Origin of the sequence: Mesorhizobium sangaii (genome assembly GCF_014207355.1) — a bacterium.
GTDB lineage: Bacteria > Pseudomonadota > Alphaproteobacteria > Rhizobiales > Rhizobiaceae > Mesorhizobium > Mesorhizobium sangaii.
The window spans coordinates 118,101-139,671 of record NZ_JACHEF010000004.1 but is presented as its reverse complement, the minus strand read 5'-3'; the positions used below and the strand labels follow the sequence as shown (position 1 = coordinate 139,671).

26 protein-coding genes and 1 tRNA gene are annotated in these 21,571 nt (G+C 61.5%); 18 read left to right on the top strand and 9 right to left on the bottom strand.

Annotated features, from left to right (window positions below):
• Positions 1 to 948: a S1C family serine protease gene (locus HNQ71_RS20775; RefSeq protein ID WP_184874526.1), complete on the bottom strand. Its 948-nt coding sequence runs from the start codon at positions 946 to 948 to the stop codon at positions 1 to 3.
• 224 nt (positions 949 to 1,172) lie between these two features.
• On the opposite strand from HNQ71_RS20775, the gene HNQ71_RS20770 reads away from it, so the two are divergent.
• The 3 genes from HNQ71_RS20770 (at position 1,173) to HNQ71_RS20760 (ending at position 3,660) form a co-directional block, all read left to right on the top strand.
• Positions 1,173 to 2,045 carry a S1C family serine protease gene (locus HNQ71_RS20770; protein ID WP_184874525.1) on the top strand — a complete coding sequence of 291 codons (873 nt, stop codon included), beginning with the start codon at positions 1,173 to 1,175 and terminating at the stop codon, positions 2,043 to 2,045.
• A gap of 8 nt (positions 2,046 to 2,053) precedes the next feature.
• On the top strand, positions 2,054 to 2,683 hold the full coding sequence (locus tag HNQ71_RS20765) for a helix-turn-helix transcriptional regulator (protein ID WP_184874524.1): 630 nt from the start codon (positions 2,054 to 2,056) through the stop codon (positions 2,681 to 2,683).
• Positions 2,684 to 2,793: 110 nt separating this feature from the next.
• Positions 2,794 to 3,660, top strand: a complete 867-nt coding sequence (locus HNQ71_RS20760) for an SDR family oxidoreductase (protein ID WP_184874523.1) — start codon at positions 2,794 to 2,796, stop codon at positions 3,658 to 3,660.
• Between the two features lie 108 nt (positions 3,661 to 3,768).
• Here HNQ71_RS20760 and HNQ71_RS20755 read toward each other — a convergent pair whose 3' ends face one another.
• A complete protein-coding gene (locus HNQ71_RS20755; protein ID WP_184874522.1) occupies positions 3,769 to 4,284 on the bottom strand; it encodes a TIGR00645 family protein in 516 nt (171 codons plus the stop codon).
• A 322-nt stretch (positions 4,285 to 4,606) separates the two neighbouring features.
• Positions 4,607 to 6,862, bottom strand: a complete 2,256-nt coding sequence (locus HNQ71_RS20750; protein ID WP_184874521.1) for an OmpA family protein — start codon at positions 6,860 to 6,862, stop codon at positions 4,607 to 4,609.
• Between the two features lie 197 nt (positions 6,863 to 7,059).
• Between HNQ71_RS20750 and HNQ71_RS20745 the strand changes: the two genes are divergently transcribed.
• Positions 7,060 to 7,506: a YcgN family cysteine cluster protein gene (locus tag HNQ71_RS20745; protein WP_184874863.1), complete on the top strand. Its 447-nt coding sequence runs from the start codon at positions 7,060 to 7,062 to the stop codon at positions 7,504 to 7,506.
• 177 nt (positions 7,507 to 7,683) lie between these two features.
• The gene (locus HNQ71_RS20740) at positions 7,684 to 8,082 is read left to right on the top strand and encodes a hypothetical protein (protein WP_184874520.1); all 399 of its coding nucleotides are present in this window, start codon (positions 7,684 to 7,686) and stop codon (positions 8,080 to 8,082) included.
• Between the two features lie 253 nt (positions 8,083 to 8,335).
• Here the strand turns inward: HNQ71_RS20740 and HNQ71_RS20735 are convergent, their stop codons facing one another.
• Positions 8,336 to 9,049: an SIMPL domain-containing protein gene (locus tag HNQ71_RS20735; protein ID WP_184874519.1), complete on the bottom strand. Its 714-nt coding sequence runs from the start codon at positions 9,047 to 9,049 to the stop codon at positions 8,336 to 8,338.
• Positions 9,050 to 9,184: 135 nt separating this feature from the next.
• Here HNQ71_RS20735 and HNQ71_RS20730 point away from each other — a divergent pair.
• The 3 genes from HNQ71_RS20730 to HNQ71_RS20720 all read left to right on the top strand — a co-directional run bounded on the left by HNQ71_RS20730 (position 9,185) and on the right by HNQ71_RS20720 (position 10,550).
• Positions 9,185 to 9,260: transfer RNA gene (locus HNQ71_RS20730), tRNA-Ile, on the top strand.
• A gap of 279 nt (positions 9,261 to 9,539) precedes the next feature.
• Positions 9,540 to 10,088, top strand: coding sequence for an ATP-dependent DNA ligase (locus tag HNQ71_RS20725; protein ID WP_246461735.1), 549 nt, complete (start codon positions 9,540 to 9,542; stop codon positions 10,086 to 10,088).
• Positions 10,089 to 10,256: 168 nt separating this feature from the next.
• Entirely contained in the window at positions 10,257 to 10,550 is a 294-nt protein-coding gene (locus HNQ71_RS20720; protein WP_184874518.1) for a hypothetical protein, read from the top strand.
• Between the two features lie 653 nt (positions 10,551 to 11,203).
• On the opposite strand, the gene groL is transcribed toward HNQ71_RS20720, so the two are convergent.
• Both groL and HNQ71_RS20710 read right to left on the bottom strand, forming a co-directional pair.
• The gene (groL, locus tag HNQ71_RS20715) at positions 11,204 to 12,832 is read right to left on the bottom strand and encodes a chaperonin GroEL (protein ID WP_184874517.1); all 1,629 of its coding nucleotides are present in this window, start codon (positions 12,830 to 12,832) and stop codon (positions 11,204 to 11,206) included.
• Between the two features lie 49 nt (positions 12,833 to 12,881).
• Positions 12,882 to 13,151 carry a co-chaperone GroES gene (locus HNQ71_RS20710; protein WP_343068202.1) on the bottom strand — a complete coding sequence of 90 codons (270 nt, stop codon included), beginning with the start codon at positions 13,149 to 13,151 and terminating at the stop codon, positions 12,882 to 12,884.
• Positions 13,152 to 13,694: 543 nt separating this feature from the next.
• Here HNQ71_RS20710 and HNQ71_RS20705 point away from each other — a divergent pair.
• Positions 13,695 to 13,994: a DUF982 domain-containing protein gene (locus tag HNQ71_RS20705; RefSeq protein WP_184874516.1), complete on the top strand. Its 300-nt coding sequence runs from the start codon at positions 13,695 to 13,697 to the stop codon at positions 13,992 to 13,994.
• Positions 13,995 to 14,258: 264 nt separating this feature from the next.
• Here HNQ71_RS20705 and HNQ71_RS20700 read toward each other — a convergent pair whose 3' ends face one another.
• Positions 14,259 to 14,435: a hypothetical protein gene (locus HNQ71_RS20700; protein WP_343068201.1), complete on the bottom strand. Its 177-nt coding sequence runs from the start codon at positions 14,433 to 14,435 to the stop codon at positions 14,259 to 14,261.
• A 234-nt stretch (positions 14,436 to 14,669) separates the two neighbouring features.
• Here HNQ71_RS20700 and HNQ71_RS20695 point away from each other — a divergent pair, with 234 nt between their 5' ends.
• The 3 genes from HNQ71_RS20695 (at position 14,670) to HNQ71_RS20685 (ending at position 16,137) form a co-directional block, all read left to right on the top strand.
• Positions 14,670 to 15,137: an Hsp20 family protein gene (locus tag HNQ71_RS20695; RefSeq protein ID WP_184874861.1), complete on the top strand. Its 468-nt coding sequence runs from the start codon at positions 14,670 to 14,672 to the stop codon at positions 15,135 to 15,137.
• Between the two features lie 84 nt (positions 15,138 to 15,221).
• Positions 15,222 to 15,731 (top strand): Hsp20/alpha crystallin family protein, encoded by a 510-nt coding sequence (locus HNQ71_RS20690; RefSeq protein ID WP_184874515.1) that lies wholly within the window; start codon positions 15,222 to 15,224, stop codon positions 15,729 to 15,731.
• A 139-nt stretch (positions 15,732 to 15,870) separates the two neighbouring features.
• Complete coding sequence (locus tag HNQ71_RS20685; RefSeq protein ID WP_184874514.1) at positions 15,871 to 16,137, top strand: DUF982 domain-containing protein; 267 nt, start codon at positions 15,871 to 15,873, stop codon at positions 16,135 to 16,137.
• Positions 16,138 to 16,656: 519 nt separating this feature from the next.
• Here HNQ71_RS20685 and HNQ71_RS20680 read toward each other — a convergent pair.
• Positions 16,657 to 16,899 carry a hypothetical protein gene (locus HNQ71_RS20680; protein WP_184874513.1) on the bottom strand — a complete coding sequence of 81 codons (243 nt, stop codon included), beginning with the start codon at positions 16,897 to 16,899 and terminating at the stop codon, positions 16,657 to 16,659.
• Positions 16,900 to 17,446: 547 nt separating this feature from the next.
• On the opposite strand from HNQ71_RS20680, the gene HNQ71_RS34950 reads away from it, so the two are divergent.
• From HNQ71_RS34950 to HNQ71_RS20665, 3 genes are all read left to right on the top strand, one after another.
• Positions 17,447 to 17,860, top strand: coding sequence for a cupin domain-containing protein (locus tag HNQ71_RS34950; RefSeq protein ID WP_246461733.1), 414 nt, complete (start codon positions 17,447 to 17,449; stop codon positions 17,858 to 17,860).
• Positions 17,861 to 18,035: 175 nt separating this feature from the next.
• Positions 18,036 to 18,509, top strand: a complete 474-nt coding sequence (locus HNQ71_RS20670; RefSeq protein ID WP_184874512.1) for a YidB family protein — start codon at positions 18,036 to 18,038, stop codon at positions 18,507 to 18,509.
• A 222-nt stretch (positions 18,510 to 18,731) separates the two neighbouring features.
• Positions 18,732 to 19,010 carry a hypothetical protein gene (locus HNQ71_RS20665; RefSeq protein ID WP_184874511.1) on the top strand — a complete coding sequence of 93 codons (279 nt, stop codon included), beginning with the start codon at positions 18,732 to 18,734 and terminating at the stop codon, positions 19,008 to 19,010.
• A gap of 128 nt (positions 19,011 to 19,138) precedes the next feature.
• Here the strand turns inward: HNQ71_RS20665 and HNQ71_RS20660 are convergent, their stop codons facing one another.
• Entirely contained in the window at positions 19,139 to 19,378 is a 240-nt protein-coding gene (locus HNQ71_RS20660) for a hypothetical protein (RefSeq protein ID WP_246461731.1), read from the bottom strand.
• 208 nt (positions 19,379 to 19,586) lie between these two features.
• Between HNQ71_RS20660 and HNQ71_RS20655 the strand changes: the two genes are divergently transcribed.
• The 3 genes from HNQ71_RS20655 (at position 19,587) to HNQ71_RS20645 (ending at position 21,364) form a co-directional block, all read left to right on the top strand.
• On the top strand, positions 19,587 to 19,877 hold the full coding sequence (locus HNQ71_RS20655) for a DUF982 domain-containing protein (protein ID WP_184874510.1): 291 nt from the start codon (positions 19,587 to 19,589) through the stop codon (positions 19,875 to 19,877).
• A 679-nt stretch (positions 19,878 to 20,556) separates the two neighbouring features.
• Positions 20,557 to 21,078, top strand: coding sequence for a hypothetical protein (locus HNQ71_RS20650; protein WP_184874509.1), 522 nt, complete (start codon positions 20,557 to 20,559; stop codon positions 21,076 to 21,078).
• A gap of 76 nt (positions 21,079 to 21,154) precedes the next feature.
• Positions 21,155 to 21,364, top strand: coding sequence for a hypothetical protein (locus HNQ71_RS20645; protein WP_184874508.1), 210 nt, complete (start codon positions 21,155 to 21,157; stop codon positions 21,362 to 21,364).
• The last annotated feature ends 207 nt before the right edge of the window (positions 21,365 to 21,571 follow it).

Genomic DNA, 21,571 nt, shown 5'->3' with positions numbered 1-21,571 from the left:
TCAGCTGCGTGCCACCGGCGTCACCGTCACTTGGCTGACGCCGGTGCGGCGCACGACGGTGCACAGTGTCTCGCGGCCGATGCGCTCTGCATCGAGCAGGCGCACCAAATCGTCGACGCCGGTGACCGGGCGGCCGTCGATGGCGGCGATGATATCGCCTTCCTTCAGGCCCGCCTTCGCCGCCGGGCCATTCTTCTCGACGCTGCGCAGCCGCACAGCCGTGCTGGTCGAGACTTGCGACAAGAGGGCTGCGCGGCGCGGCAGGTTCGTCGTGTCGGCCGAAACGCCGATGAAGGCGCGGCGCACGCGGCCGAAGCGGATGATCTCCGAGATGACGAAATTGGCGGTGTTGGAGGCGACGGCGAAAGCAATGCCTTGCGCGCCATGGATCATGGCGGTGTTGACGCCGATGACCTCGCCGGCCGACGACACCAGCGGCCCGCCGGAATTGCCGGGGTTGAGCGCTGCGTCGGTCTGGATGACGTCGTCGATCAGCCGCCCGGTGGAGGCGCGCATCGAGCGGCCGAGCGCCGAGACGACGCCCGAAGTGACGGTCCATTCGAAGCCGAGCGGATTGCCGATGGCAATGGCGATCTGGCCGCGCCGCAGCCGCTTGGAATCGCCAAGGGGGGCGACATCGGCAAAGCTGCCGTCGGCGCGTACCAGCGCGATGTCGGTGTCGGGGTCGCGGCCAAGCACGCGGCCCTCGCGGGAGGCGCCGTCCGGCATCGAGACGCGCACTGTCTTGGCGTCGCCGACGACATGGAAATTGGTGACGACCAACCCGTCCGGCGCGATGACGAAGCCGGAACCATGGCCGCCCTGACCGCCAATGCGCTCGATACGGCAGACGGCGGGGCCGATGCGGTCGACGGCGTCGGCAACCGTCGTCGAATAGGCATCGAGCAGCGTATCGTCGGTTTGGAATTTGGCAGCGGCGAGGGCCATTGGTGGGCTCCGTGTTTTCAGTTGTAACGCGGTTTTTTCCTGTGCGCGTCGTTGTCCCAAAACCGTTGAGCACTTTTGGGCGACACGCACTATATGTGCGGAGCGGCTGGAACCGCCGCGACCTGACCAGATGGCCAGTCAAACCAGCAACTAGCCGTCAGGCGAGTACCTCCAAGCGCGCTGCCGAGCGATATCTGGGGCATAAAGAAACCCAGGAGACCAATATGACCGATTTCAATCTGAGCGCGTTTTCCCAGGCCATCGCCGATCTCGCCGCCAAGGTGGCTCCGGCTACGGCGAGTTTCGCCACGCATCATCATCGCACGGCAAGCGCCTTCCATTGGCGCGACGGTTATTTCGTCACCGCCGAGGAAGCCGTCGAGGCTGGCGAGGAGATCGAGCTGACGCTGGCCTCTGGCGAGACGGTGAAGGCCGAACTGGTCGGCCGCGATCCATCGACCGGCGTCGCCCTGCTGAAGCCGGCCGATGCGGGCACAGCGCCTGCACTTACCAAGGCGGATGCGGTACGGCCCGGCAACATCGCCATCGCCATCGGCAACAGCCAGGGTTCGGCGCTGGCCGTGTCGGGCTCGGTCGGCGAGGTCGGCCCGGCATGGCGCTCGATGCGCGGCGGCACCATCGACCGACGCATCAATCTGGCCGTCGGTGCCGGCGGCCGTTTCGAAGGCGGCCCGGTGCTCGACGCCAAGGGCGCGCTGATCGGCATGCTGTTGTTCGGGCCGCGCCACCGGGCACTGGTGATGCCTTACGAGACTATCGAGCGGGCGGTGGCGACCTTGCGTGAAAAGGGTCATGTCGCGCGCGGCTATCTCGGCGCCGGGCTGCACCCGGTGCGCGACCGCGACGCGCATGGCGCGATGGTGATGAGCCTCGATGACGAGGGCCCGGCCAAGGCCGCCGGTCTTTCGCTCGGCGACATCATCGTGGCATGGAATGGCGAGGCGGTGCATGGTCCGCGCGACCTGATCCGCAGGCTCGGCCCTGACAGCGCCGGCGTTGCGGTGACACTCGGTGTCGTGCGCGGCGGCGAACAGCGTGATGTCGCGCTGACGATCGGCGAAAAGCCGCTTTCCTGAGAGGAGTGATGGACACGCTCACCAGCGACGGGATCATGCATGACGGCGCCGCCTCGCGGCGGCTGGTGGTGCTGATTGCGCTTCGAGACGCAGGGCGTGCCGAGCGCCTGGCTGCGTCGCTTGCTGCCAGCGACGACCTGCTGCCGGTCGTGGCCGGCGGCGGCACGGCAGATGTCGCCATCGTTGACGACAGCAGCGGTGATGCCGTGCCGGCCTCCACGCCACGGGTGCTGCTGTCGGGCCGCGCCGAGCGGCCTGCCGGCGAGGTGTTGGCCGTGCTGCCTGCGGGCGCGGACGATTTGCTGATCGCGGCGGCGGCGCGGCTGGCGGCGGCCGGCTATCGCGTATCGGGCGATGGCAGAAGCGGGCGCCATGAGGGTTTCCATGCAGGCGATGGCGAGCCGTTTGACGACGAGGCCTCCGATGAGCACGTCGCCCGCCCTGCGCTGTCGCCGCGCGAGGCGGAAGTGCTGGCGCTGCTGGCCGAGGGCGCACCCAACAAGGTGATCGCGCGGCGGCTGAATATTTCGGTGCACACGGCGAAGTTCCATGTCGCCGCGATCCTGATCAAGCTGGGTGCCGCCAACCGGACCGATGCGATCGCCATCGCGATGCGCCAGGGGCTGGTGCTGGTCTAGTCATAAACCCTACGCAGCGTAACTCGGCATCCAGCGCCTCGGGCCTTGCGCTGCAGTCGCCTGCCGCGCAAAGGTTCGCGCCTGCCATGTTGCAAGGGAGGCGCAAGGAAATGTCGCTGAAGGGAAAGACGCTGTTCATCTCCGGCGGGTCGCGCGGCATCGGGCTGGCGATTGCGCTGCGCGCCGCGCGTGACGGCGCCAATGTGACGATCGCCGCCAAGACCGCCGAGCCGCATCCGAAGCTGCCGGGCACGATTTACACGGCGGCGCAGGAGATCGAGAAGGCCGGCGGCAAGGCTCTGCCCGTGCTGTGCGACATCCGCGAGGAAGCGCAGGTTGCCGAGGCGGTTTCAAGGACCGTGGAAAAGTTCGGCGGCATCGACATCTGCGTCAACAATGCCAGCGCCATCCAGCTCACCGGCACGCTGGAGACCGACATGAAGCGCTACGATCTGATGCACCAGATCAACACGCGCGGCACCTTCCTCGTCTCCAAAATGTGCATTCCGCACCTGAAGTTGGCCAATAATCCTCACATTTTGAATCTGGCGCCGCCGCTCGATATGAAGGCCAAATGGTTCAAGAACCACGTCGCCTACACGATGGCCAAGTTCGGCATGTCGATGTGCACGCTGGGCATGAGCGCCGAGTTCGCCAGGGACGGCATCGCGGTCAATTCGCTGTGGCCGATTTCGACCATCGACACGGCGGCGGTGCGCAATCTGCTCGGCGGCGCGACGGTGGCGGCGATGAGCCGTTCGCCCGACATCATGGCCGATGCCGCGCATGCGATCTTCATGCGGCCGTCACGCGAGGCAACCGGCAATTTCTATATCGACGAGGAGGTGCTGCGCGCGGAGGGCGTCAGCGTTTTGTCCATCTATGCGCCAGGCGCGACCGGACCGCTGGCCGGCGACTTTTTCGTGCCGGACGAGGTGTTTGCGCGCACGGACACGAAGATCAAGCGGATCTATTAGAGGCTTGAGGCCGCCGGCCGCCAATCCTAGAGCCGCGGCAAATCCTGCTCATGCAAGGCGATAGGGTGCCGAACCTGCCGGATTGATTCAACGCCGGCAGGCGCCACCTCATGCCTCGTCCTTCTTGCCTTTGCTCAGGCCCATCAGCCGATCGATATAGGCGAGCATGAAGGCCGAGGCGACGAAGGCGAGGTGGATGATGGTCAGCCACATCAACTGGTCGGTCGAATAGGAAGACGAGTTGAGGAACACCTGCAAGAGATGGATGGAGGAGATGGCGACGATGGTCGAGGCAACCTTGACCTTCAGCGAACCGACATCGATCGTGCCCAGCCAATGCACACCGCCGTCTTCATCGTCGAAGCGGCTGACGAAGTTCTCGTAGCCCGAGATGATGACCATCACCACCAGCGAGGCGACCAGTGCGGCATCGATCAGTCCCAGCATCTTCAGGATCGTGTCGGTGTCGCCAAGCGTGAACGCCACGGTGACGAACTCGTAGAGCTTCTTGCCGAAGGACAGCGCGTAGATCGCCAGCGCCACGCCAAGCCCGAGATAGAAGACGACCAGCAGCCATCGCGAAGCAAGGATGATCGATTCGATGGCGAGTTCGAGACGCTTCATAAAATGGTTCCGGTTGGTTCCCTTGGGATAGCGGACCGCAGGGTGGGTGGCTCGTATTTCGGTCAGGTCGCCCCTGTTTGCAAGACAAAAAACCCCGCCGGCGAGGGACCGGCGGGGCTCAATGCGTCCCGCTGGAGTCGGGACGGGGCAGGGAACGCCCAGTCCAGAATCTGGGGTGGATGCCCTCGCGATTCAATGAGCAGGCTCTAATGCCGGTACAACTCTTGTTGAACCTGGCACGCCGAACCATCCCCGGCAGGACCAGGGATGGTTGCTTTTCGTGTAGAGTCCGCAAACCAGGTCATGGTTTTGAAATCATGACCTAATTGTTGCTGGCGACCGGCGCCACCAACGAGGTGATGCGGCGAATGGCGACGCGCCGGTTCTCGCGGTTGGGCGCGGCCGTGTTGACCTTCAGGTACTCCTCGCCATAGCCCTGCGTCGTCAGGTTCTCCGGCGGAATGCCGAAGGCATTGGTGAGAGCCTCCGCCACCGCTTCGGCGCGGCGGTCCGACAAAGCGAGGTTGGCCTCCGGCGTGCCAACGGCATCCGTATGGCCTTCGATCAGGAAGGTCTCGGCCGGGTTCTTCTTCAGCAGCTTGTCCATGGCGCCGGCGACACCCTCGAGCTTCTGCACCTCGGTGTCGGAGATCGTGGCCGAGCCGAATTCGAAGTTCAGAGTGTCGAGGTCGACGCGGCGTGCAATGTCGCGCACCCGGGCCGAACGCTTGACCTCGTCGATCGAATAGAGGCGCTGGACCTTCTCGACAGGCGGCTGCTCGAGGAAGGTGTAGTAGTCGTCCGGGCTCTCGACGTCCTCGGAATCGAGAATGTACTCCCGCCGCGGGATGGTCAGTCGCATCGGCGGCAAGTCGTCGCCGGGATCGCGCCAGTCGCCCTCATCCTGATAGTCCTGCTCGTCGACATAGCTCAGCACATATTCGCGGCCGTCGGGGGTAATGCGCGAACGCTGGATGACATCGCCGTAGCGGTTGCGGATGGTGACGATCTGGACGCCATTGCTGCGCTGGACCGTCTCGCGTATGCGGCCTTGCGGCAGATCCTCGTAGTAGACATCCTTGGCGCCGCGGTTCATGCGCGGACCGTCATTGCTCTGGACAATCGTCTGGTCGTTGAGCTGGATGATGACGCGGTCGCCGATTTCCTTGAGCACGTCGACGCCCTTGGGGCGGCGGCGGTCGCGGATGTTCTCGTCGGGCGCACGATCGACACGCGTGCCTTTTTCCTCCGTCACCGGGACGATTTTTTCGGGCTTGATCTCCTGCTGGGCGGCCTTGTCGTCGGTGGGCGGTGGGCCCTGATCGACAGGCGCGACCACGGGCTTCCGGCCCTGATCGCCACCTTGCTGGGCGTTCTGCCCACCATTCTGCTGCTCGCCATTCTGCTGGCCGTTCTGGTTGGCGGGCTTCCTGCGGCCCTGCTCCTTGCCGCCCTTGCGCTCGGCATCCTTCTGGCTGTCCAGTATGGGAGCTGCGTTCGGATCGGCAGGCGCTTCGCCCTGAACAGGCGCCGCCTTGCCGCCATTGGCCGGCTGCTCGGCTACGGCAGGCTTTTCGCCATTGGCCGGTTGTTGGCCCGTGACAGGCTGCTCGCCCGTGGCAGGCTGCTCGCCGGTTACCGGCTGCTCGCCAACCGGTTTCCTGCCGTGCTTTTTGGTCTTGTCCTGAGGCTGCTCGCCCTGTGCAGCAGGCTGTTCGCCGGCAGGAGCCGGTTCGACCTTGGGCTTCGCCACTTCGGCCGGAGCTTGCTCCCCGGTCGGTGCCGGGGCGGCTTCCGGCACGACGGCCGGTTTGGCAGCTTCGACAGGCTTCTTCTGCTTCTCAGGCTTCTGCGCGGGCTCGACGGCCGGCGCTACCGTGGTCGGCTCGGCCTGCTGATCCTGCTTATGCTTCTTGCGCGGCTTGGCTTGCTCGGTCTGCTGGTTGTCGTTGGCCGGTTCTGCCTGGCCGGCAGGAGCCGCTTCGGCTGGCGCCTGCTCGGTCTGCTGCTGCTGTTCGCGCTTTTTCTTGCGCGGCTGCTGCGCCTCGGCGGCTGGAGCGGCCTGTTCGGCGGGTGCCGCTTCGGCCGGCGCCTGCTCAGTCTGCTGCTGCTGTTCGCGCTTCTTCTTGCGCGGCTGCTGCGCTTCGGCGGCTGGAGCGGCTTGCTCGGCTGGCGCCTGCTCAGTCTGCTGCTGCTGCTGTTCGCGCTTCTTCCTCCGAGGCTGCTGCTCTTCGACAGCCGGAGCGGCCTGCTCGGCAGGGGCGGCCTCCGTCTGCTGTTGCTTCTCACGCTTCTTGCGCGGCTGCTGCTGCTCCGCGGGCTGCTCGCTCTGGGCGGCGGGCGCCGCCTGCTGCTCAGGCTCGGCCTTCTTCCGTTCCCTTTGTTTTGGCTGCTTCTGCGCACAGGCTTCGGCCGATTCGCCCTCGGCGCACGCTGCCTGCGCCAAAATGAACGCGGCTGACGTGTGCTGGGCGGGGCCGAAGGCGGCACTTCCCTGAAGCGGGAACGCGCCCAACGGCGCGGATGCCATCAGCAGGCCAAGTGCGGTGCCTGCCAGAATCCGTGGTTGGCGTTTCATCGAAAACTCTCCTTGTGGGGTCCCATCCTTGTCGAAACCGATCTTGGGCCGATTGGTTCCAGTTTGGTTGCGATAGACGCCGTACGGGGCGATTGGCCGGCCTTTTGAAGGCAACTTCGTGTCATTCACCTGGCGACCGTCGCATTCCGGCCGCTGCCGCGCTTGACCTTGCCGGCGGCCGGGGCCACATGCCGGGAATGGAAACGCCATTCTGGAAAACCAAGGCGCTGGAGGCGATGAGCCCGGCCGAGTGGGAGTCGCTGTGCGACGGCTGCGGCAAATGCTGCCTGTCAAAACTCGAGGACGAGGACACCGGCGAGATCTACTGGACCAGTGTCGGGTGCCGGCTGTTCGACGCGCAGAGCTGCCGCTGCTCGGACTACGCCAACCGGCTGGCGCGCGTTCCCGACTGCGTCGGGCTGACGCCGCAGAACGTTCGCACCATCAGCTGGTTGCCCAGCACCTGCGCGTACCGGCTGGTGGCCGAGGGCCATGACCTCTACTGGTGGCACCGGCTGGTGTCGGGCAGCGCCGAGACCGTGCATGAAGCCGGCATGTCGATGCGCGGGCGGGTCAAGGCAAGCGAGACCGATCTTGCCGAGCCGGAAGACTATTTTGATTACCTGCTGGCCGACGAGCCATAGGGCTCGCGTCGAGACGACGAGCCCTATGGCTCGCGCCGCGACGAGGCGGCGAATTCCCTTTCCGCGACATGAACCGGAGATGAACGGCCGGTTCGCAATGAGTTCAGACAGGCAAGTGCATTCTCCCCTCATCGGTTCACGAGGACGGGCGAAAGCCCGCAACAAGGAGAGAAGACAATGTTCAACACGATCAAGACGGCAGCCCTTTCGGCTCTGGTCGGTCTCGGCACGCTGGCCGCCATCCCGGCCCATGCCGACAGCCTCTATCTCGGCTTCGGCAACAACAGCGACACGCGGTTCGGCGTCTATGCCGGCGACGACGGCTATCGCCATCGCCGTGATGAACGTCGCGGCTGGGGCGATGAACGCCGCGGCTGGGGTGATGAACGCCGCGGCGAATGGCGTCGTGGCTGTTCGCCGGACCGCGCGCTCGACAAGGCCGAACGCATGGGTCTCCACCGCGTCCGCATCCTCGACGTCGGCCGTCGTACGGTGAAGGTGATGGGCCGCCAGTACGGGGACCGTGTTGTCGTCGTGTTCGCCAACGACCGCGGCTGCCCGGTCATTTATCGCTGAAGCCGGGTTCGGCTTGAATACAAGGGCTGGTGTCCTTTGAAGATCAGCCTGGCGGCATGACCCTCTGCGAGGGTTAGCCGGGCAGCATGATCTTCTGCGAAGATCGGTTAGGAGTAGCGGAGCCCCTTTCCTGCTGGAAGGGCGTGGCTCGAAAAAACCCCGCGGGAGCAATCCCGCGGGGTTTTTCATGCACGGTGTTGGCTGAAGGCTCGATCCATGGCCGAGCAAGCCCCAGCCACGGATCGTCAGGCGCCTACTTCAATTCGAAGGTGACGGTGACCTGGACGTTGTACGAATTCTCGCCGGCCTGCACCGGAGCCGCGGCACCCGCCGCGGCATCGAAGGCCTTGGCGTTGATCGGCATTGGCGTCGGCGCGATGTTCTGGTCGGTGATCTCGAGCACCCGACCGAGACTGACGCCGGCGGCCTCGGCAAGCGTCTTGGCCTTGGCCACGGCGTTGGCCACCGCCTTCTTGCGGGCCTCGGTGACGGTCGCTGCGGGGTTGTCATTGGTGAAGGCGATGCCGCCGCCCTGGTTGACGCCGAGCGACACCGCCTTGTCCAGAATCTCGCCCGTCTTGTCGACATCGCGCACCCGCACTGACAGCGTGTTGGTCACCTGATAGGCGACGAGTTCGGCTTCCTGGCTGCCGTCCGGCTTGTTGGTGTAGTTGTAGCGCGGGTTTATCTGGATGCCGGCGGTCTGCAGGTCGCGGTCCTTGATGCCTGCCGATTTCATGGCTGCGATCACCGCGGCCATGGCGTCGTTGTTGGCGTCGAGCGCCGCGCGCGCGGTCTTGGCTTCGCGCATGACGCTGAGCGTCAGGATCGCCAGATCGGGGGCTACGGTTGCTTCGCCTTCGCCTGACACGACGATGCGGGGCGGCGTCGGCAAATCGGTGGCTCCAGCCATCGCCGGAAAAGCGATTGCAGCGGCGAGCGCGAGAGGCAAAAGGTGTCTGGTCATGAAAATCTCCTTGGTCCGCGATCAAAGTCGCAGAGGTCGCGTAGAGCGCGATTATGGGTTGATTTGGGCGATCCGCGGAAGCCCGACGGGAAAGCCTTGTGCCGCGATGCGAAAAACATTAATCCAGCCCGCGTGGGGCCTGTAGCTCAATGGTTAGAGCCGGCGGCTCATAACCGCTTGGTTGGGGGTTCGAGTCCCTCCGGGCCCACCATGACCATTGATTTTATTGATAAAAAGTGGCCTGGGCCCAAAACGTTTTGGGCCCATTACGGGCTTGGGTATGTGGCGTCGGCCACGATTTGTTCCGGCTCGATCTGATCCCTTGACGAGTCACACGACAGTTCGTTGCTTCATTGCGTCGCGTTTGGCCTCGCGCTGAATGATAGAGCGAGCGAATCCATCTTGTTTGCCCGGGCGCGCATAAATCACCGGTCATGGAGGAATGCCCCTTGCCTCCATGATGGGTCTCGATTTTTAGTCGAGGACTTAGTTGGTCTTCGGCAGCTCGGTGATGCATTCGCGCATGGCCTGGAATGCCGAGCAACTGGCCTTCGTCGCCTTCGATATCCTCCATAAGAACGGCCAGGATCTGCGGTCGCGGCGGGCGATCGAGCGCAAAGCCCTCCTGTGGGACCTGGTGAAGCCGGCAGAAGGCATCATCCTGTACAGCCAGCATGTTGAAGGCGGGGCCGAGTTCTTCGGCGGTGTCGAGCGTATGGGCCTGGAAGGCATGGTGTCGAAGCGGCGCAACAGCCCCTATCGCAGCGGTCCCTTCGATTCCTGGGTGAAGACGAAATGCTGGGACGTCGCCGATTTGGATCTGATCGGCGTCAAGCGCCAAGCCGGTAAGCAGACCGAGGGGCTGTTCGCGATGAACGGCAAGTATGTGGGCAAGGCCGTCATCGCCACAAACAGCGCGATCAAGGATCGGTTGTGGAAGCGGGTGCAGCAGGCCAAGGGCGGGCCGCCGGAGGCTTGCCGAAGGCGGTGGTCACCCCGGATGTCGAATGGGTCGGGCCCGGTATCAAGGCTCGCGTGAAGTTCCTGCGCGGCGAGCTAAAGCTGCGCCATGCGTCGGTGCAGGATTTCGGGGAAGAATGAGCAAAACGCACGCGAGGAAAGGAACATTAGAGACAGCTAATAGTTTTTAGTCAGCAGGGGCAAACCAACACCCCAAGCCGCACGCGCTCAAACCGGGAGAAATATCATGCAACGGCTTATGTTCACATCAGTTGTAATCGCCTTGTCGGCTGGCCTGTCGTTGTCACACGCCGCCACGCCCGTTCAACACAAATACGGTATCAGAACGAATTATGGTGCGGCCGGCGGCATGAAGCTTGACCCCACCATAACGGGCGGCACGTCGAAACCGAATGCGGCAAAAGATTGTGCCACCGGCCAGCAGACCGGCAGTGCACAGTCTTCGGTGCCTGGTCAGGCGACAGTCGACGCGAAGAGTGCCGCCCCGGGCCAGATGGAAAAGACAGCTGCGCGCTGCTGAACCATCGCCGCGCGCTTCAAGGAGATCGGTGCGGATCGAGGAGGTGAAGCCGGGTTGAATAAAGCACCTGCGCGGCGACGACGATTTACGCCATGCCGCGGCGACCCCTTCCTCGGCAAAACCGGAAACCGTTCGCCCGGTCAACTTTAAATGAAGACGACGCCCGGCTGACCCGGTGCTGTCTTGTTACGGACTGTTTCCATCGGAGTAAACGGCAGGTCCGCCCCACAGTGGTGCCGCCTGTCCGTGGCGGAAGAAATGACTTCGGACGCGGTAGCCGCCTGAGCCTGGATCGGCCGAGTGATGTCCCCACCACCCGTACGACCACACCGCGTCCTTGTCATTCGCTTAACATGCCGTGAGCGCGTGAGATATGTTGCTGATGTAACATGCCGGTCAACAAAGAGCGCAACCACCCGCTCCGCCGCTCGTTGATCCTGTGCTGGTTGATCCCAGCACTCCATAACCTTGCCCGCTGCCGAAAGGTGGCGGGCTTTTTTGTTCCCGAGGGTGGAACCTGGTGCAGAAGGTGAAGTTCCGATCCTGCTCGGCTTCCCCTCATCGAGCGCTATGCGCGGCGTGTTAGATGCAACTAATGTGACGCAGAAAGTTACCTCTCGGTTCGGCCAGCTGCCTGTCGAACTCCCGTTTCCTCAGAAGTCCATGCCGCCACCCGGCATTGCTGGAACGGCAGGTTCCTTCTTCGGCTTCTCGGCAACCATCGCCTCGGTGGTCACCAGCAGGCCGGCAACCGATGCCGCATCCTGGAGCGCGGTCCGCACCACCTTCACCGGATCGATGACGCCCTCGTTGTAGAGGTCGCCGAACGCATTGGTCTGTGCGTTCCAGCCCCAGCCGAATTCCGGTTTCTCGCGGAGCTTGCCGACGATGATCGAACCTTCCGCGCCGGCGTTCTCAGCGATCTGGCGCACGGGCGCCTCGATCGCGCGGCGCACGATCTCGATACCGTGCTTCTGGTCCTCATTCTCGGCCTGCACGCTGTCCAGTGCCGTAGCCGCGCGCAGAAGCGCTACGCCGCCACCTGGTAACACGCCTTCCTCGACCGCTGCGCGCGTCGCGTGCATGGCATCGTCGACGCGGTCCTTGCGCTCCTTGACCTCGAGCTCGGTTGAGCCGCCGACGCGGATGACGGCGACACCGCCGGCGAGCTTGGCAAGCCGCTCCTGCAGCTTCTCGCGGTCGTAGTCGGAGGTGGTTTCCTCGATCTGCGCCTTGATCTGGCTGATGCGTCCCTGGATCTCGTCCTTGCGACCGGCGCCGTCGACGATCGTGGTGTTCTCCTTCTCAACCTCCACCTTCCTGGCGCGGCCGAGCATCGCCAGCGTGACGTTCTCCAGCTTGATGCCGAGATCCTCCGAGATCGCGGTGCCGCCGGTGAGAATGGCGATGTCTTCCAGCATTGCTTTGCGGCGGTCGCCAAAACCCGGCGCCTTGACAGCGGCAACCTTCAGCCCGCCACGCAGCTTGTTGACGACCAGCGTGGCCAGTGCCTCGCCCTCGACGTCCTCGGCGATGATCAGCAGCGGCTTCGACGACTGCACCACGGCCTCCAGAACCGGAAGCAGCGCCTGCAGATTGGAGAGCTTCTTTTCGTGGATCAGTACGTAAGGCTCCTCGAGCTCGACGCGCATCTTGTCCTGGTTGGTGATGAAGTAGGGGCTGAGATAGCCACGGTCGAACTGCATGCCCTCCACGACTTCCAGTTCAGTCTCTGCGGTCTTGGCTTCTTCGACCGTAATCACGCCCTCATTGCCGACCTTCTGCATCGCCTCGGCGAGGAAGCGGCCGATTTCGACATCTCCATTGGCCGAGATGGTGCCGACCTGGGCGATCTCGTCATTTTTGGTCACCTTACGGGCGTTGGTCTTCAACTCCTGGACAATCGCCTCGACGGCCTTGTCGATGCCGCGCTTCAGGTCCATCGGGTTCATCCCCGAAGCAACGGCCTTCGCACCTTCCTTGACGATCGCCTGAGCGAGCACCGTTGCGGTCGTCGTCCCGTCACCGGCGATATCGCTGGTCTTCGAGGCAACCTCGCGCACCATCTGAGCGCCCATGTTCTCGAACTTGTCCTCGAGCTCGATTTCCTTGGCGACGGTGACGCCGTCCTTGGTGATGCGCGGGGCGCCGAAGGACTTGTCGATGACGACGTTGCGGCCCTTGGGCCCGAGCGTGACCTTCACCGCGTCGGCGAGGATGTTGACGCCGCGCAGCATCTTCTCGCGCGCTTCGGTATGAAATTTCACCTCTTTGGCAGCCATTGGATCACTCCTTAATCTACGCATCATTGATTGGATTTCGAAAAAGCCGTCAGGCGGCCTTCTTCACCTGCGCGGCCTGTTCGATCACGCCCATTACGTCGCTTACCTTCATGACGAGCAGGTCTTCGCTGTTGAGCTTGATCTCAGTGCCGGACCATTTGCCGAACAAGATGCGGTCGCCGACCTTGACGTCGAGCGGCGTGAGCTTGCCACTTTCGTCGCGCGCGCCCGGGCCGACGGCGATGACTTCGCCCTCCTGCGGCTTCTCCTTGGCAGTGTCGGGAATAATGATGCCGCCGGCCGTCTTCTCCTCGGGCACTCGGCATTTCAGAGTGCTAGCGACATGAATTTATGGAGCTATTTTTGCCAGGGCGGGCGATTTTCAGGTCTTGAGATTCGGTCCGAACTCCACGAATTTTTTGCAGTTGAGTCCCGAAAGGGGCACGGCAACACCAAAGATGCCAAGGAGATTGTTAGGAAGCGGAGACCATTGTGGAACGAACCTTGTCGATGAACATCCTCTCGATCGCCCCTGCTTGCGCCGTTGACCCATGCCTTCGCTGCGAAAACCACCGGGTGCTGCGAGCCCGCGTAAGACGGCATCTTCACAATTCATTTGCCGGCGTCGGGTCCGCTCCCCTTGAATTGAAAAGAGGCGTTTCCAATCTTTTTATGTGTCCAGCGCGGCTTGCCGGATGTCGAGTTGAGCAGGAGTGGAAGGATCGCATGGAAACGATGCTCTTTGAAATCCCGTTTCCGCCGCGGTTTGCCGCGGCGTTCGCCAAGCTCGCCGGCCTCGTTTGTAGGAGCCGCGCACGGTGAGGCAGGATCCAGTTGCCCCATGATTTGAAGGGAGGTCACTATGGAAAGCGCGACGTTCAAACAACCGGTTTTCGTAAGAGATGAGGGCCATGTTGTCCAAAAGATCGGCTGTGTCATGGATGCGATAGAGTTTCTGGAAGAATGGCCGATTGAAAGGCGCGGCCTCCTCCACGCTGCGGCGTTGGATGCATGCTACTCCGCGTACGATGGCCGGAAGCCTGTCGAGGCGGCGAACAGGGCCTTTACGACCTGGGCACGCAGGGTCGCCGTCATCGAGGATCTGCCCGCAGCGCCGCACTGGATGACAGGGCCGAAGATCAGCAAAGTAGACCATCTTTAGATAGTCAGGGTTAGTACTGCGGCGGCAATCTACCGCCGCAGCATCAAAGCGGTTCGTCACCGGGGCATGGGGAGCGGAAAGCCGAGTCCTTTTTCGTTGTCTGTTCATATAGGTGCCGTCAGCACAGACAAACTACCAAGCGGATCGCGCGATTAAGCGCGTCTGCCTGAATGGCAAGCCGCCGGCGGCATCTTCACGCATCGCCCGGATGCACCTGGGCCGGATCTGCCAGGTCGCCTTCGTCATCGGGCTCGATAAGGTCAATTAGCGCTGCCACCCGTGTTCCCGGCAGCGGTCGCCCTGGCTCATCAGCGCCTCGTCACCAAAGGCCCAGGCCCACGCCTCTCTCAATTCCTCGAGCGAGGCACCGGACGCGATGATCTCCGCAATCGTCACGTCGTCTATGGATCCGAGGACCGAGACAACGTCTTGGCGTGTCATGGTCATCCTTTTCCTCCGTTCGAATACCAGCGAAGCAGATGGGTATTCGATGGAACGCTTGCCACCAGCCATTTGAAGGCGGTCGCGAAACTGCCTTGGCGGACCCTCTTGACGCCGCGGAAGTCAATTCCCAATTCATTCTCGTCGGTCGCCACGTAAGGGCCCGATGTGTCAGGGAGCGCCATGCTTCTTGGCGTTCCCTCGTATCTATGTTGCTCTAAGGAGGATGTAGTTATGAGAACGAACCTGGACTTTTCCCCCTTCTATCGGTCAAGCATCGGCTTTGATCGCATCTTCAACCTGCTCGAAAACGCCGGCCCCCCACAGAACGCGGACAACTGGCCGCCCTACGATATCGCCAAGCTCGGCGAAGACACCTACCGCATTGTCCTTGCGGTCGCCGGTTTTGGTGAAGACGAGCTTACGATCACGCAGGAGCCAAATATGCTCGTGATCGAGGGCGCCAAGACAGAGAACGACGAGGTTCAGTACCTCCATCATGGCTTGGCGCTGAGGTCGTTCGCGCGCCGCTTCGAACTGGCCGATCATGTGACCATTGTCGGGGCAAAGCTCGAAAACGGTCTGCTGATCATCGACCTCAAGAAGGAAATTCCCGAGGAGATGAAGCCGCGCCGCATCGCGATTAATGTCGAGACCGACAAGAAGGCGGCCTCCAAGCGGATTGAAAGCGCGGCGGCCTGATCTTTGGCGGTCGGCCTGCAGCAGACATCCCGTCCTGTCATGGGTGGGGTCCGGGTGCGACCCATAAAAAAAGGAGAAGGACAAATGAACGTACGTGACTTGATTCCTTGGAGCCGTGGCGGCGGCCAGGCACCGAGCATTTATCGCAGTGACGACATGGATCCGTTCCTGTCGTTGCACCGCAATGTCAACCGGCTATTCGACGAGGTGTTCCGCGGTTTTGAGACGCCTTCGGTTCTGGGCCGCGTGCCCCCTCTCAACGGCACTTGGCCAAGCGTGGAGTTCTCGGAAACCGATAAGGAAATCCGGGTGACGGCCGAAATCCCGGGCCTCGATGAAAACGACGTCGAGGTCATGCTGGATGATGGCGTTCTGACGCTTCGCGGCGAGAAGAAAGCAGAGACCGAGGACAAGGACCGCCAGTTCAGCGAGCGCTATTATGGACGCTTTGAGCGGCGCTTCAGTCTCGGCCGTGAGGTTGAAGACGACAAGGTGGCGGCCACGTTCAGGAACGGTGTGCTCACCGTGACACTGCCGAAGACCAAAAAGGCGCAGGCAAATGCCAAGCGCATTGCAATCAATGGCAGCAAATGACGGTGGCGAAGGAGGGCCGGGGCTCGTCGAGCCCCCGGTCCTCGCAGATACGAGGACGGTCAAATGACGTCCAACAGCCTCAAACGAAAGAGCCGTCATGGGATGCTGAATCAACCTTGCAACCCCAAGGAGGTAACAAATGACCAGTCTGGCTTTTCTTGCCCCCGTGCAGGTTAAGACCAATGACGTGGGACACGACATCAACTCGGTGCGGGAGGCGCTCGCATTCTTGAATCAATGGCCGAAGGCCCGTCGGGGACCGGTATACAGCTGCGCGGTGAGGAGCTGCAACGCCGCAATCGCCGGGCAAATGACAACCGAACAGGCGCGACGGGCATTTGTCAGCTTTGCCAGGATAGCTGGGGTGCTGGCCAGATCCGATTTTTTGCCACTGGCCCATTGTTGATCGGAGAACGGAGAGCTGCGGCGCGCGGTGTAGTTCTGGCAGGAAGTCTGAATGGTTCGCGTCTGGGTGAACGCCAATCCGCTTGCGAGCCGGAACAGTACCGGACGGCGCGCTCAAGGCAGCGTCGTAGCGCGTGGTCCGGTGGCCATAGCGGGGGGCTCGGGGACTGACCGCCAGGCCTGACCGGCAAAGAGGGTGGGTTTGCCGGCTGGCAGATCATAGGCCGTTTTCGAATGTTCAATTTCTCTAAAATGGTCGATCCGCAACCAACCCCCTCCGCCGCTCGCTGACCTATGCTGGTTGATCCCAGCACTCCACTGGCCCGCCGGCGAAAACTGGCGGGCTTTTTGACTCGAGCGTCAGGGCGCTGCGGCATTGTCAGGTTCGCAGGGGGGCTGGCCTTTGAAGTCACGAGCAAGGCATCCATACTTGTCGAACGTCTGCCCGGTTTCCCTCGCAGCTTTGGCCATACCGCAGCCCGAAATGGCCAGGCAGGAGAGCAGAGCAATCGCGGTTCTCTTAGCGAGCATCGATTTCTTCCTCAGTGGCGGGCTTCCGTTTTTCCCGCGTCCAGCTCCTTGAAGACGCCAAACCAGAAGCGGTAGTGGCTTCCCGTCCAGCAAAGTGCGCCTCCAAGGCGCAGCAAGCCGCTGCCGTCTTCGCTTGGTCCCCGTAAAGTTCGATCGCTGCGGAAATGGCTCGTTGCGGATCAGCGAGTTCTGCCACGGTCAACGCCGGATAGGCTCCGCTGTCGGTCGGCATTCGAAGGCCTCCTGTATCGTGCCAATAGCTTAACACGACGGCTTCACGCGTCCAGTTCAAGCGTTTCGTACCCTCGCTGATGGTGCGGCAGTCTAGGGTCAGGGAGGGACGCGCGGGACCCCTAGGCGATGTGATAGTCACCGCCTTTTGAAGGTTCACTTGCGCCGCAAGTAAATGCATTTCTGCTAATGTAACCCGTTGCGCACATTTAAGCTGCGTGACGAATATGGGAGGATGCGATGGATAACATGTTGAGAGGTTCACCACGTTCTAATGGCCGATCAATGCTCCTTGCCCTAGGTCTCACAGGTGCGGCAGTCTTTGCATTTGGAGGTTGTGCATTCGCGGCGGCGGACCAGGAAGGTGTGAAGTCGACCGCTGTCCTAAACACCGACAGTGCTGACCTGAAGTGGGTCGACATTCCCGACCTTCCGCCCGGCGCCAAAGTCGCTCTTCTGGCGATGTCCGGCGATTGGAGCGTTGCCCGAGTGAAATTCCCGCCCCACTACGTTGTGCCTCCGCACAGTCATCCTAATGCCGAGGCCGTGTGGCTGATCAGCGGCCAATCGGGTTCGGGTTTGGCGATAAGGCCGACACGATAGGCCCCTGGCTCAAGCCTGGATCCTTTTTCGTGCTGCAGCCGGGCGGCAAGCACTACGTGTGGACTGGAGACGAAGGAGGGGTCATTGACGTTCAGGTGAGCTCCCCCGGCGGCATCACATTTGTCAACCCGGCTGACGCTCCGACGAAAAAGTACCTTCTGCTCGGCGTCGAGCGAGAGACAGACAAGCCAGCCTTCGCCCTGATGGCAGAGCGGGGCACCGGCCGCTATGTCGGCTCTGCGTTCATCACCTTGAACCGGGAGATGCGCGAACGGCTCGGGTCCCGCGTTCAGGACCACGCTGGCATGACACCTAAAGGCATGAAGCACCGGCGACGCAGTGGGTCAAGCCGGGCCTGATCGGCCGTGTGAAGCATCTACGCGGCGAGCAGGTATCTGCGTCATGTCTCGCTGCAGGATTTCCGGGAAGAGACGGGCTAGCGCGAAGCACATGTCAAAAGTCTACCGGGATCGAACAGAGTGGAACCTTTATGAGCACTGAACCTTCTCCTTTGTGACCCAAGGGAGGAAAACAATGGCAAATCTGGGAAGACTGGCTGTCGCCATGCTTGGCGTTCTCGCCTACCAAAATCGAGACAAGATCGGCGACTTGATCCGCGGCGCAGGAAATCGCGATCCCAACGATCCGCAGGGCGGGCTCCTGGATCAGCTGTCTAAGGGTGTGTCCGGAACGGCGCTTGGAGACGTCCTTGACCGCTTTAGAAATGCAGGAGTGGGATCGAAGGTGGATTCGTGGGTTGGTACCGGAGCCAACGAGCCGATTGAACCGAAAGATGTGGAGACGGCAATAGGCGAGGACACCCTCACTTCCCTTTCGATGCAGACCGGTCTGTCGCGCGATGAGTTGATTGCCAGGATCACGAAAGATTTGCCCGAAGCAGTCGACAAGCTGACGCCTGAAGGTGCACTGCCTGCAGCAAATGCGACCCAACAGACCGATGAGACTACACTCCTCGATCCGGTGCCAGCACGCATCCCCGAGCGATAGGTGGGATTACGAGCTCCGTGAACGTCGCGAAGGGAAGCGGCGCCGAGAAGTGAGCATAGCGCTTCGCTAGAGTTGTCGGAATACAACCTTTCGGATGATGCCCGGCGCGCCTCTGTGGGAGCTTGAGCCTGATCGGGCGGAACATAAGACGCAGGCGCTGGGAACCGAGTTCAGCTGATGACGTTTTTCCGGAAGGTCAATGACCTAACTACGGAGGAAACAATGAACATCAAGATGCTCGCAATGGGCGCGATGGCGCTTGCAATGATGTCTGGTTCGGCTCTTGCCGGCGACACATCCGCACTCGACGACCCGGCAAAGATGTCGCCGTTCTTCACCGATGCCGGCATGAAAACTTTGAAGGCGGAAAAGGATTTCAAGACCGCATGGATGGCCATGAAACCCGACGAACAGAAGGCGGTGTTGAAGGACTGCGGCGACACCACACTCAACAAGTCGCATGCAGATTTCTGCGCTATGGCAAAGATGATGGGCGGCTAAATCTGGGTTGAACGTCGAAGGCGAGCACAGTCCCACTTCGAGTCAATTGAGTAGGGCCGGCGACATCCTCAGGTTGCCTGAAAGCGCCGGCCGGGTTGGGCTTCCGCGATCACACGGCGGAAGTCCGCCTAAGCGCTCGCGTCTGTCTCGCTTTCCTCATCGATCATCTGGACCGGCAGATAGGCGTTCGTTTCCAGCCACTCGATCTGAATGAGATCTGACTTACCGATTCCCATCTCGGCAGCTCTGGACTTCAGCACATCCTCTGTTGTCGGCTCCAGTGGCACGCCAGCGACGTTGCGGAGCATTAAGGCAGCACCGCGAAGGATGATCTGGAGATCGAAGCGCCCGGTTGGGAGCGTAGACAAGCAGCCGCAGCCGTCATGTATCTGGCGGCCAAGGACCTCAACTCCCCAGAGGAATTAGCGGTTGGAAACGCCCACCGATAACCGCTCCGAATCGTGGCGCGAAGCCCCTTGAAAAAATGCCAGCGCTTCACAAATTTCTTTTCACGCCGCGTTGCGGCCATTCATCAAACTGAAGCCGGATTGCCGGCCAAAAGCTAAGGAGGTCACTATGCTTGCGAAGCCTTTTGAAAAGCCCGTCCGCGTATGGGTCGGTCTTGGCTTCCCTCGTCAACTCAACACCGTGGCCGATGCATATCAGTTCGTCACGGAATGGTGCGGAAACAGTCCTGAGCAAAGGGCCGCGATACGCGCCTGTAAAGCAGCGCTGACCGGTGACGTCGACGCCGAGACAGCTCGTGGGGTGTTTGTCGCCTTCGCTCGCAGGAAAGACATCCTGTTCGAAGGGGAAAATGCCCTGCCATATCAAACCACCGAATATGATCCGACGTTACAGCACTGAGCCGATTGCGGGGGAGCGATGGATGAGGTTCAGAGTTGTACAGGAACCGTCAGGAACGTGGGCGGTGTTCGATGAGATTTTCGGTCTGCCGGCCGAATTCGCGGGTCGAACCTTGATCGGACTGCCGCGCGATGAAGCTTATCGTCTCGCGGCAAATGCCAACCATGGGGTCTTGAGATGGAGGTCAGCGTTGACCACACAGGGTGCGAGTCCATAGCTCCTGTCAGAGGAACAAACCTTCGGTGGCAGGCGAGAGCTCGGTGTACGAGCTCAGCTGCCCTATACGGCTTTGCCCAAGCATGAATTGACGTTCATCATGAAGCTCGGGCTTCTCGATCGTGAGCAGGCTCTTGCCCTGGTGAAAAAGCATCAGGGTGATCGAGAGAAAATATATGCCGACCTGCCTGCGCGAAAGAAGTAGCGCGCACAGGGGCTATTGAGAGACGCAACTCTCTTGGCAGTCGGGGCGGCAGCGCAGTGGTCTTGTTCGGCATCCCTTTGGGCCGGTGGACCAGGGCCTTTCAGGTTTTTGGTATTTTTTTAACAAGTGCTGGCATTCTCTCTCCTCGACGGCATCAGCGGCCTCGCTTGGGCCGGCTGTCCGTGTTGGTTTGAAGTCGGCTAGTCGCGGCGAGGAACAAGCCGGCTCCTGGAGGATAAGATATTAGCGGAGGGTCATATGCTCGCGGCTGTATGCGCGGTGTTGGCTGCCAGGAATAACGAAGCCGAAATCATTGGTGTGATTGACCTCGCGAGCAAAACGGAAGTCAAGCTCGGCACCACTCGCCTCGGGAACGCCATCCAGTTCGTCGCCAATGCAGCGGTGCTTGGATATGACGTCCGGGCAGCGATGGTATTCTATGGCAAACCGGGTACGCCAAGCCTGAGGGCAAACGACTGTGAGCAGCTGTGGGCGCAGTATGGTGCTACCCTGCTGGATCATAGGCGCAAGAATGAACCCTACATAAATGCCGGCGGTGTAGAGGTTCTAGTCTGGGACCAAGATGGTGGCACGTTCACCTTGACCGTTTCGCAAGAAGCCTTGGAGGACTACGCTTCTTGTAACGGCCTTACAGGCGGCGACACCATGTCGATCTTCAATGCAGCTTTTACTCCGGTTATGGAGGTCGCGGACAAGCTACACGCGCTTTACGGGAAGCCAAGGAAGGTCCTTGTGAAAACCAAGGACCTAAACGGCTAAAATCAGTCTTTTAGACGCGTGCGGGGCAACTTCCCCTTCATAGACACGTTAGGCCTCCAGCTAACGGAGGAAAGTCATGGACGACGATCTGCGCCTGAAATTGAAGGAACTCAGCACCAGCATGCAAACCAGGGCGGATGAACTCGCCTTGCCCGGCGGCAACACCGATATCTCCGCGCTGATGTCGGGCATTGCAGTGACCCTTGAAGCGCTGTTGGTGATGGCCGAAGACAGCAGGACGCCACGGTCTGGACCGTCTGTCGAGCCTGTGACTTCGTTGTCCTGACAGGCTGGTAGGAGGTCAGTGTGACTGATTTTATTGAGACCACGATTGACGGAAGACAGCATCTCGGCCAGAGCGAAAATGCACCATTGGAAAACCTTGTGGATCAGCTCAGCTCAAAAGGACACTTCGAGCTCGTTGTCGTTTCGGCAGACGCCCTCCGGGACCACCATTATCTTTATTTATCAATAGGTTAGAGGCCTTCAGGTT

What these genes read in the sequence shown, in the direction of transcription:
- HNQ71_RS20775 (WP_184874526.1), bottom strand. Translation starts at nt 948, where the DNA reads ATGGCCCTCGCCGCTGCCAAATTCCAAACCGACGATACGCTGCTCGAT.
- HNQ71_RS20770 (WP_184874525.1), top strand. Translation starts at nt 1,173, where the DNA reads ATGACCGATTTCAATCTGAGCGCGTTTTCCCAGGCCATCGCCGATCTC.
- HNQ71_RS20765 (WP_184874524.1), top strand. Translation starts at nt 2,054, where the DNA reads ATGGACACGCTCACCAGCGACGGGATCATGCATGACGGCGCCGCCTCG.
- HNQ71_RS20760 (WP_184874523.1), top strand. Translation starts at nt 2,794, where the DNA reads ATGTCGCTGAAGGGAAAGACGCTGTTCATCTCCGGCGGGTCGCGCGGC.
- HNQ71_RS20755 (WP_184874522.1), bottom strand. Translation starts at nt 4,284, where the DNA reads ATGAAGCGTCTCGAACTCGCCATCGAATCGATCATCCTTGCTTCGCGA.
- HNQ71_RS20750 (WP_184874521.1), bottom strand. Translation starts at nt 6,862, where the DNA reads ATGAAACGCCAACCACGGATTCTGGCAGGCACCGCACTTGGCCTGCTG.
- HNQ71_RS20745 (WP_184874863.1), top strand. Translation starts at nt 7,060, where the DNA reads ATGGAAACGCCATTCTGGAAAACCAAGGCGCTGGAGGCGATGAGCCCG.
- HNQ71_RS20740 (WP_184874520.1), top strand. Translation starts at nt 7,684, where the DNA reads ATGTTCAACACGATCAAGACGGCAGCCCTTTCGGCTCTGGTCGGTCTC.
- HNQ71_RS20735 (WP_184874519.1), bottom strand. Translation starts at nt 9,049, where the DNA reads ATGACCAGACACCTTTTGCCTCTCGCGCTCGCCGCTGCAATCGCTTTT.
- HNQ71_RS20720 (WP_184874518.1), top strand. Translation starts at nt 10,257, where the DNA reads ATGCAACGGCTTATGTTCACATCAGTTGTAATCGCCTTGTCGGCTGGC.
- groL (WP_184874517.1), bottom strand. Translation starts at nt 12,832, where the DNA reads ATGGCTGCCAAAGAGGTGAAATTTCATACCGAAGCGCGCGAGAAGATG.
- HNQ71_RS20705 (WP_184874516.1), top strand. Translation starts at nt 13,695, where the DNA reads ATGGAAAGCGCGACGTTCAAACAACCGGTTTTCGTAAGAGATGAGGGC.
- HNQ71_RS20700 (WP_343068201.1), bottom strand. Translation starts at nt 14,435, where the DNA reads ATGACACGCCAAGACGTTGTCTCGGTCCTCGGATCCATAGACGACGTG.
- HNQ71_RS20695 (WP_184874861.1), top strand. Translation starts at nt 14,670, where the DNA reads ATGAGAACGAACCTGGACTTTTCCCCCTTCTATCGGTCAAGCATCGGC.
- HNQ71_RS20690 (WP_184874515.1), top strand. Translation starts at nt 15,222, where the DNA reads ATGAACGTACGTGACTTGATTCCTTGGAGCCGTGGCGGCGGCCAGGCA.
- HNQ71_RS20685 (WP_184874514.1), top strand. Translation starts at nt 15,871, where the DNA reads ATGACCAGTCTGGCTTTTCTTGCCCCCGTGCAGGTTAAGACCAATGAC.
- HNQ71_RS20680 (WP_184874513.1), bottom strand. Translation starts at nt 16,899, where the DNA reads ATGCCGACCGACAGCGGAGCCTATCCGGCGTTGACCGTGGCAGAACTC.
- HNQ71_RS20670 (WP_184874512.1), top strand. Translation starts at nt 18,036, where the DNA reads ATGGCAAATCTGGGAAGACTGGCTGTCGCCATGCTTGGCGTTCTCGCC.
- HNQ71_RS20665 (WP_184874511.1), top strand. Translation starts at nt 18,732, where the DNA reads ATGAACATCAAGATGCTCGCAATGGGCGCGATGGCGCTTGCAATGATG.
- HNQ71_RS20655 (WP_184874510.1), top strand. Translation starts at nt 19,587, where the DNA reads ATGCTTGCGAAGCCTTTTGAAAAGCCCGTCCGCGTATGGGTCGGTCTT.
- HNQ71_RS20650 (WP_184874509.1), top strand. Translation starts at nt 20,557, where the DNA reads ATGCTCGCGGCTGTATGCGCGGTGTTGGCTGCCAGGAATAACGAAGCC.
- HNQ71_RS20645 (WP_184874508.1), top strand. Translation starts at nt 21,155, where the DNA reads ATGGACGACGATCTGCGCCTGAAATTGAAGGAACTCAGCACCAGCATG.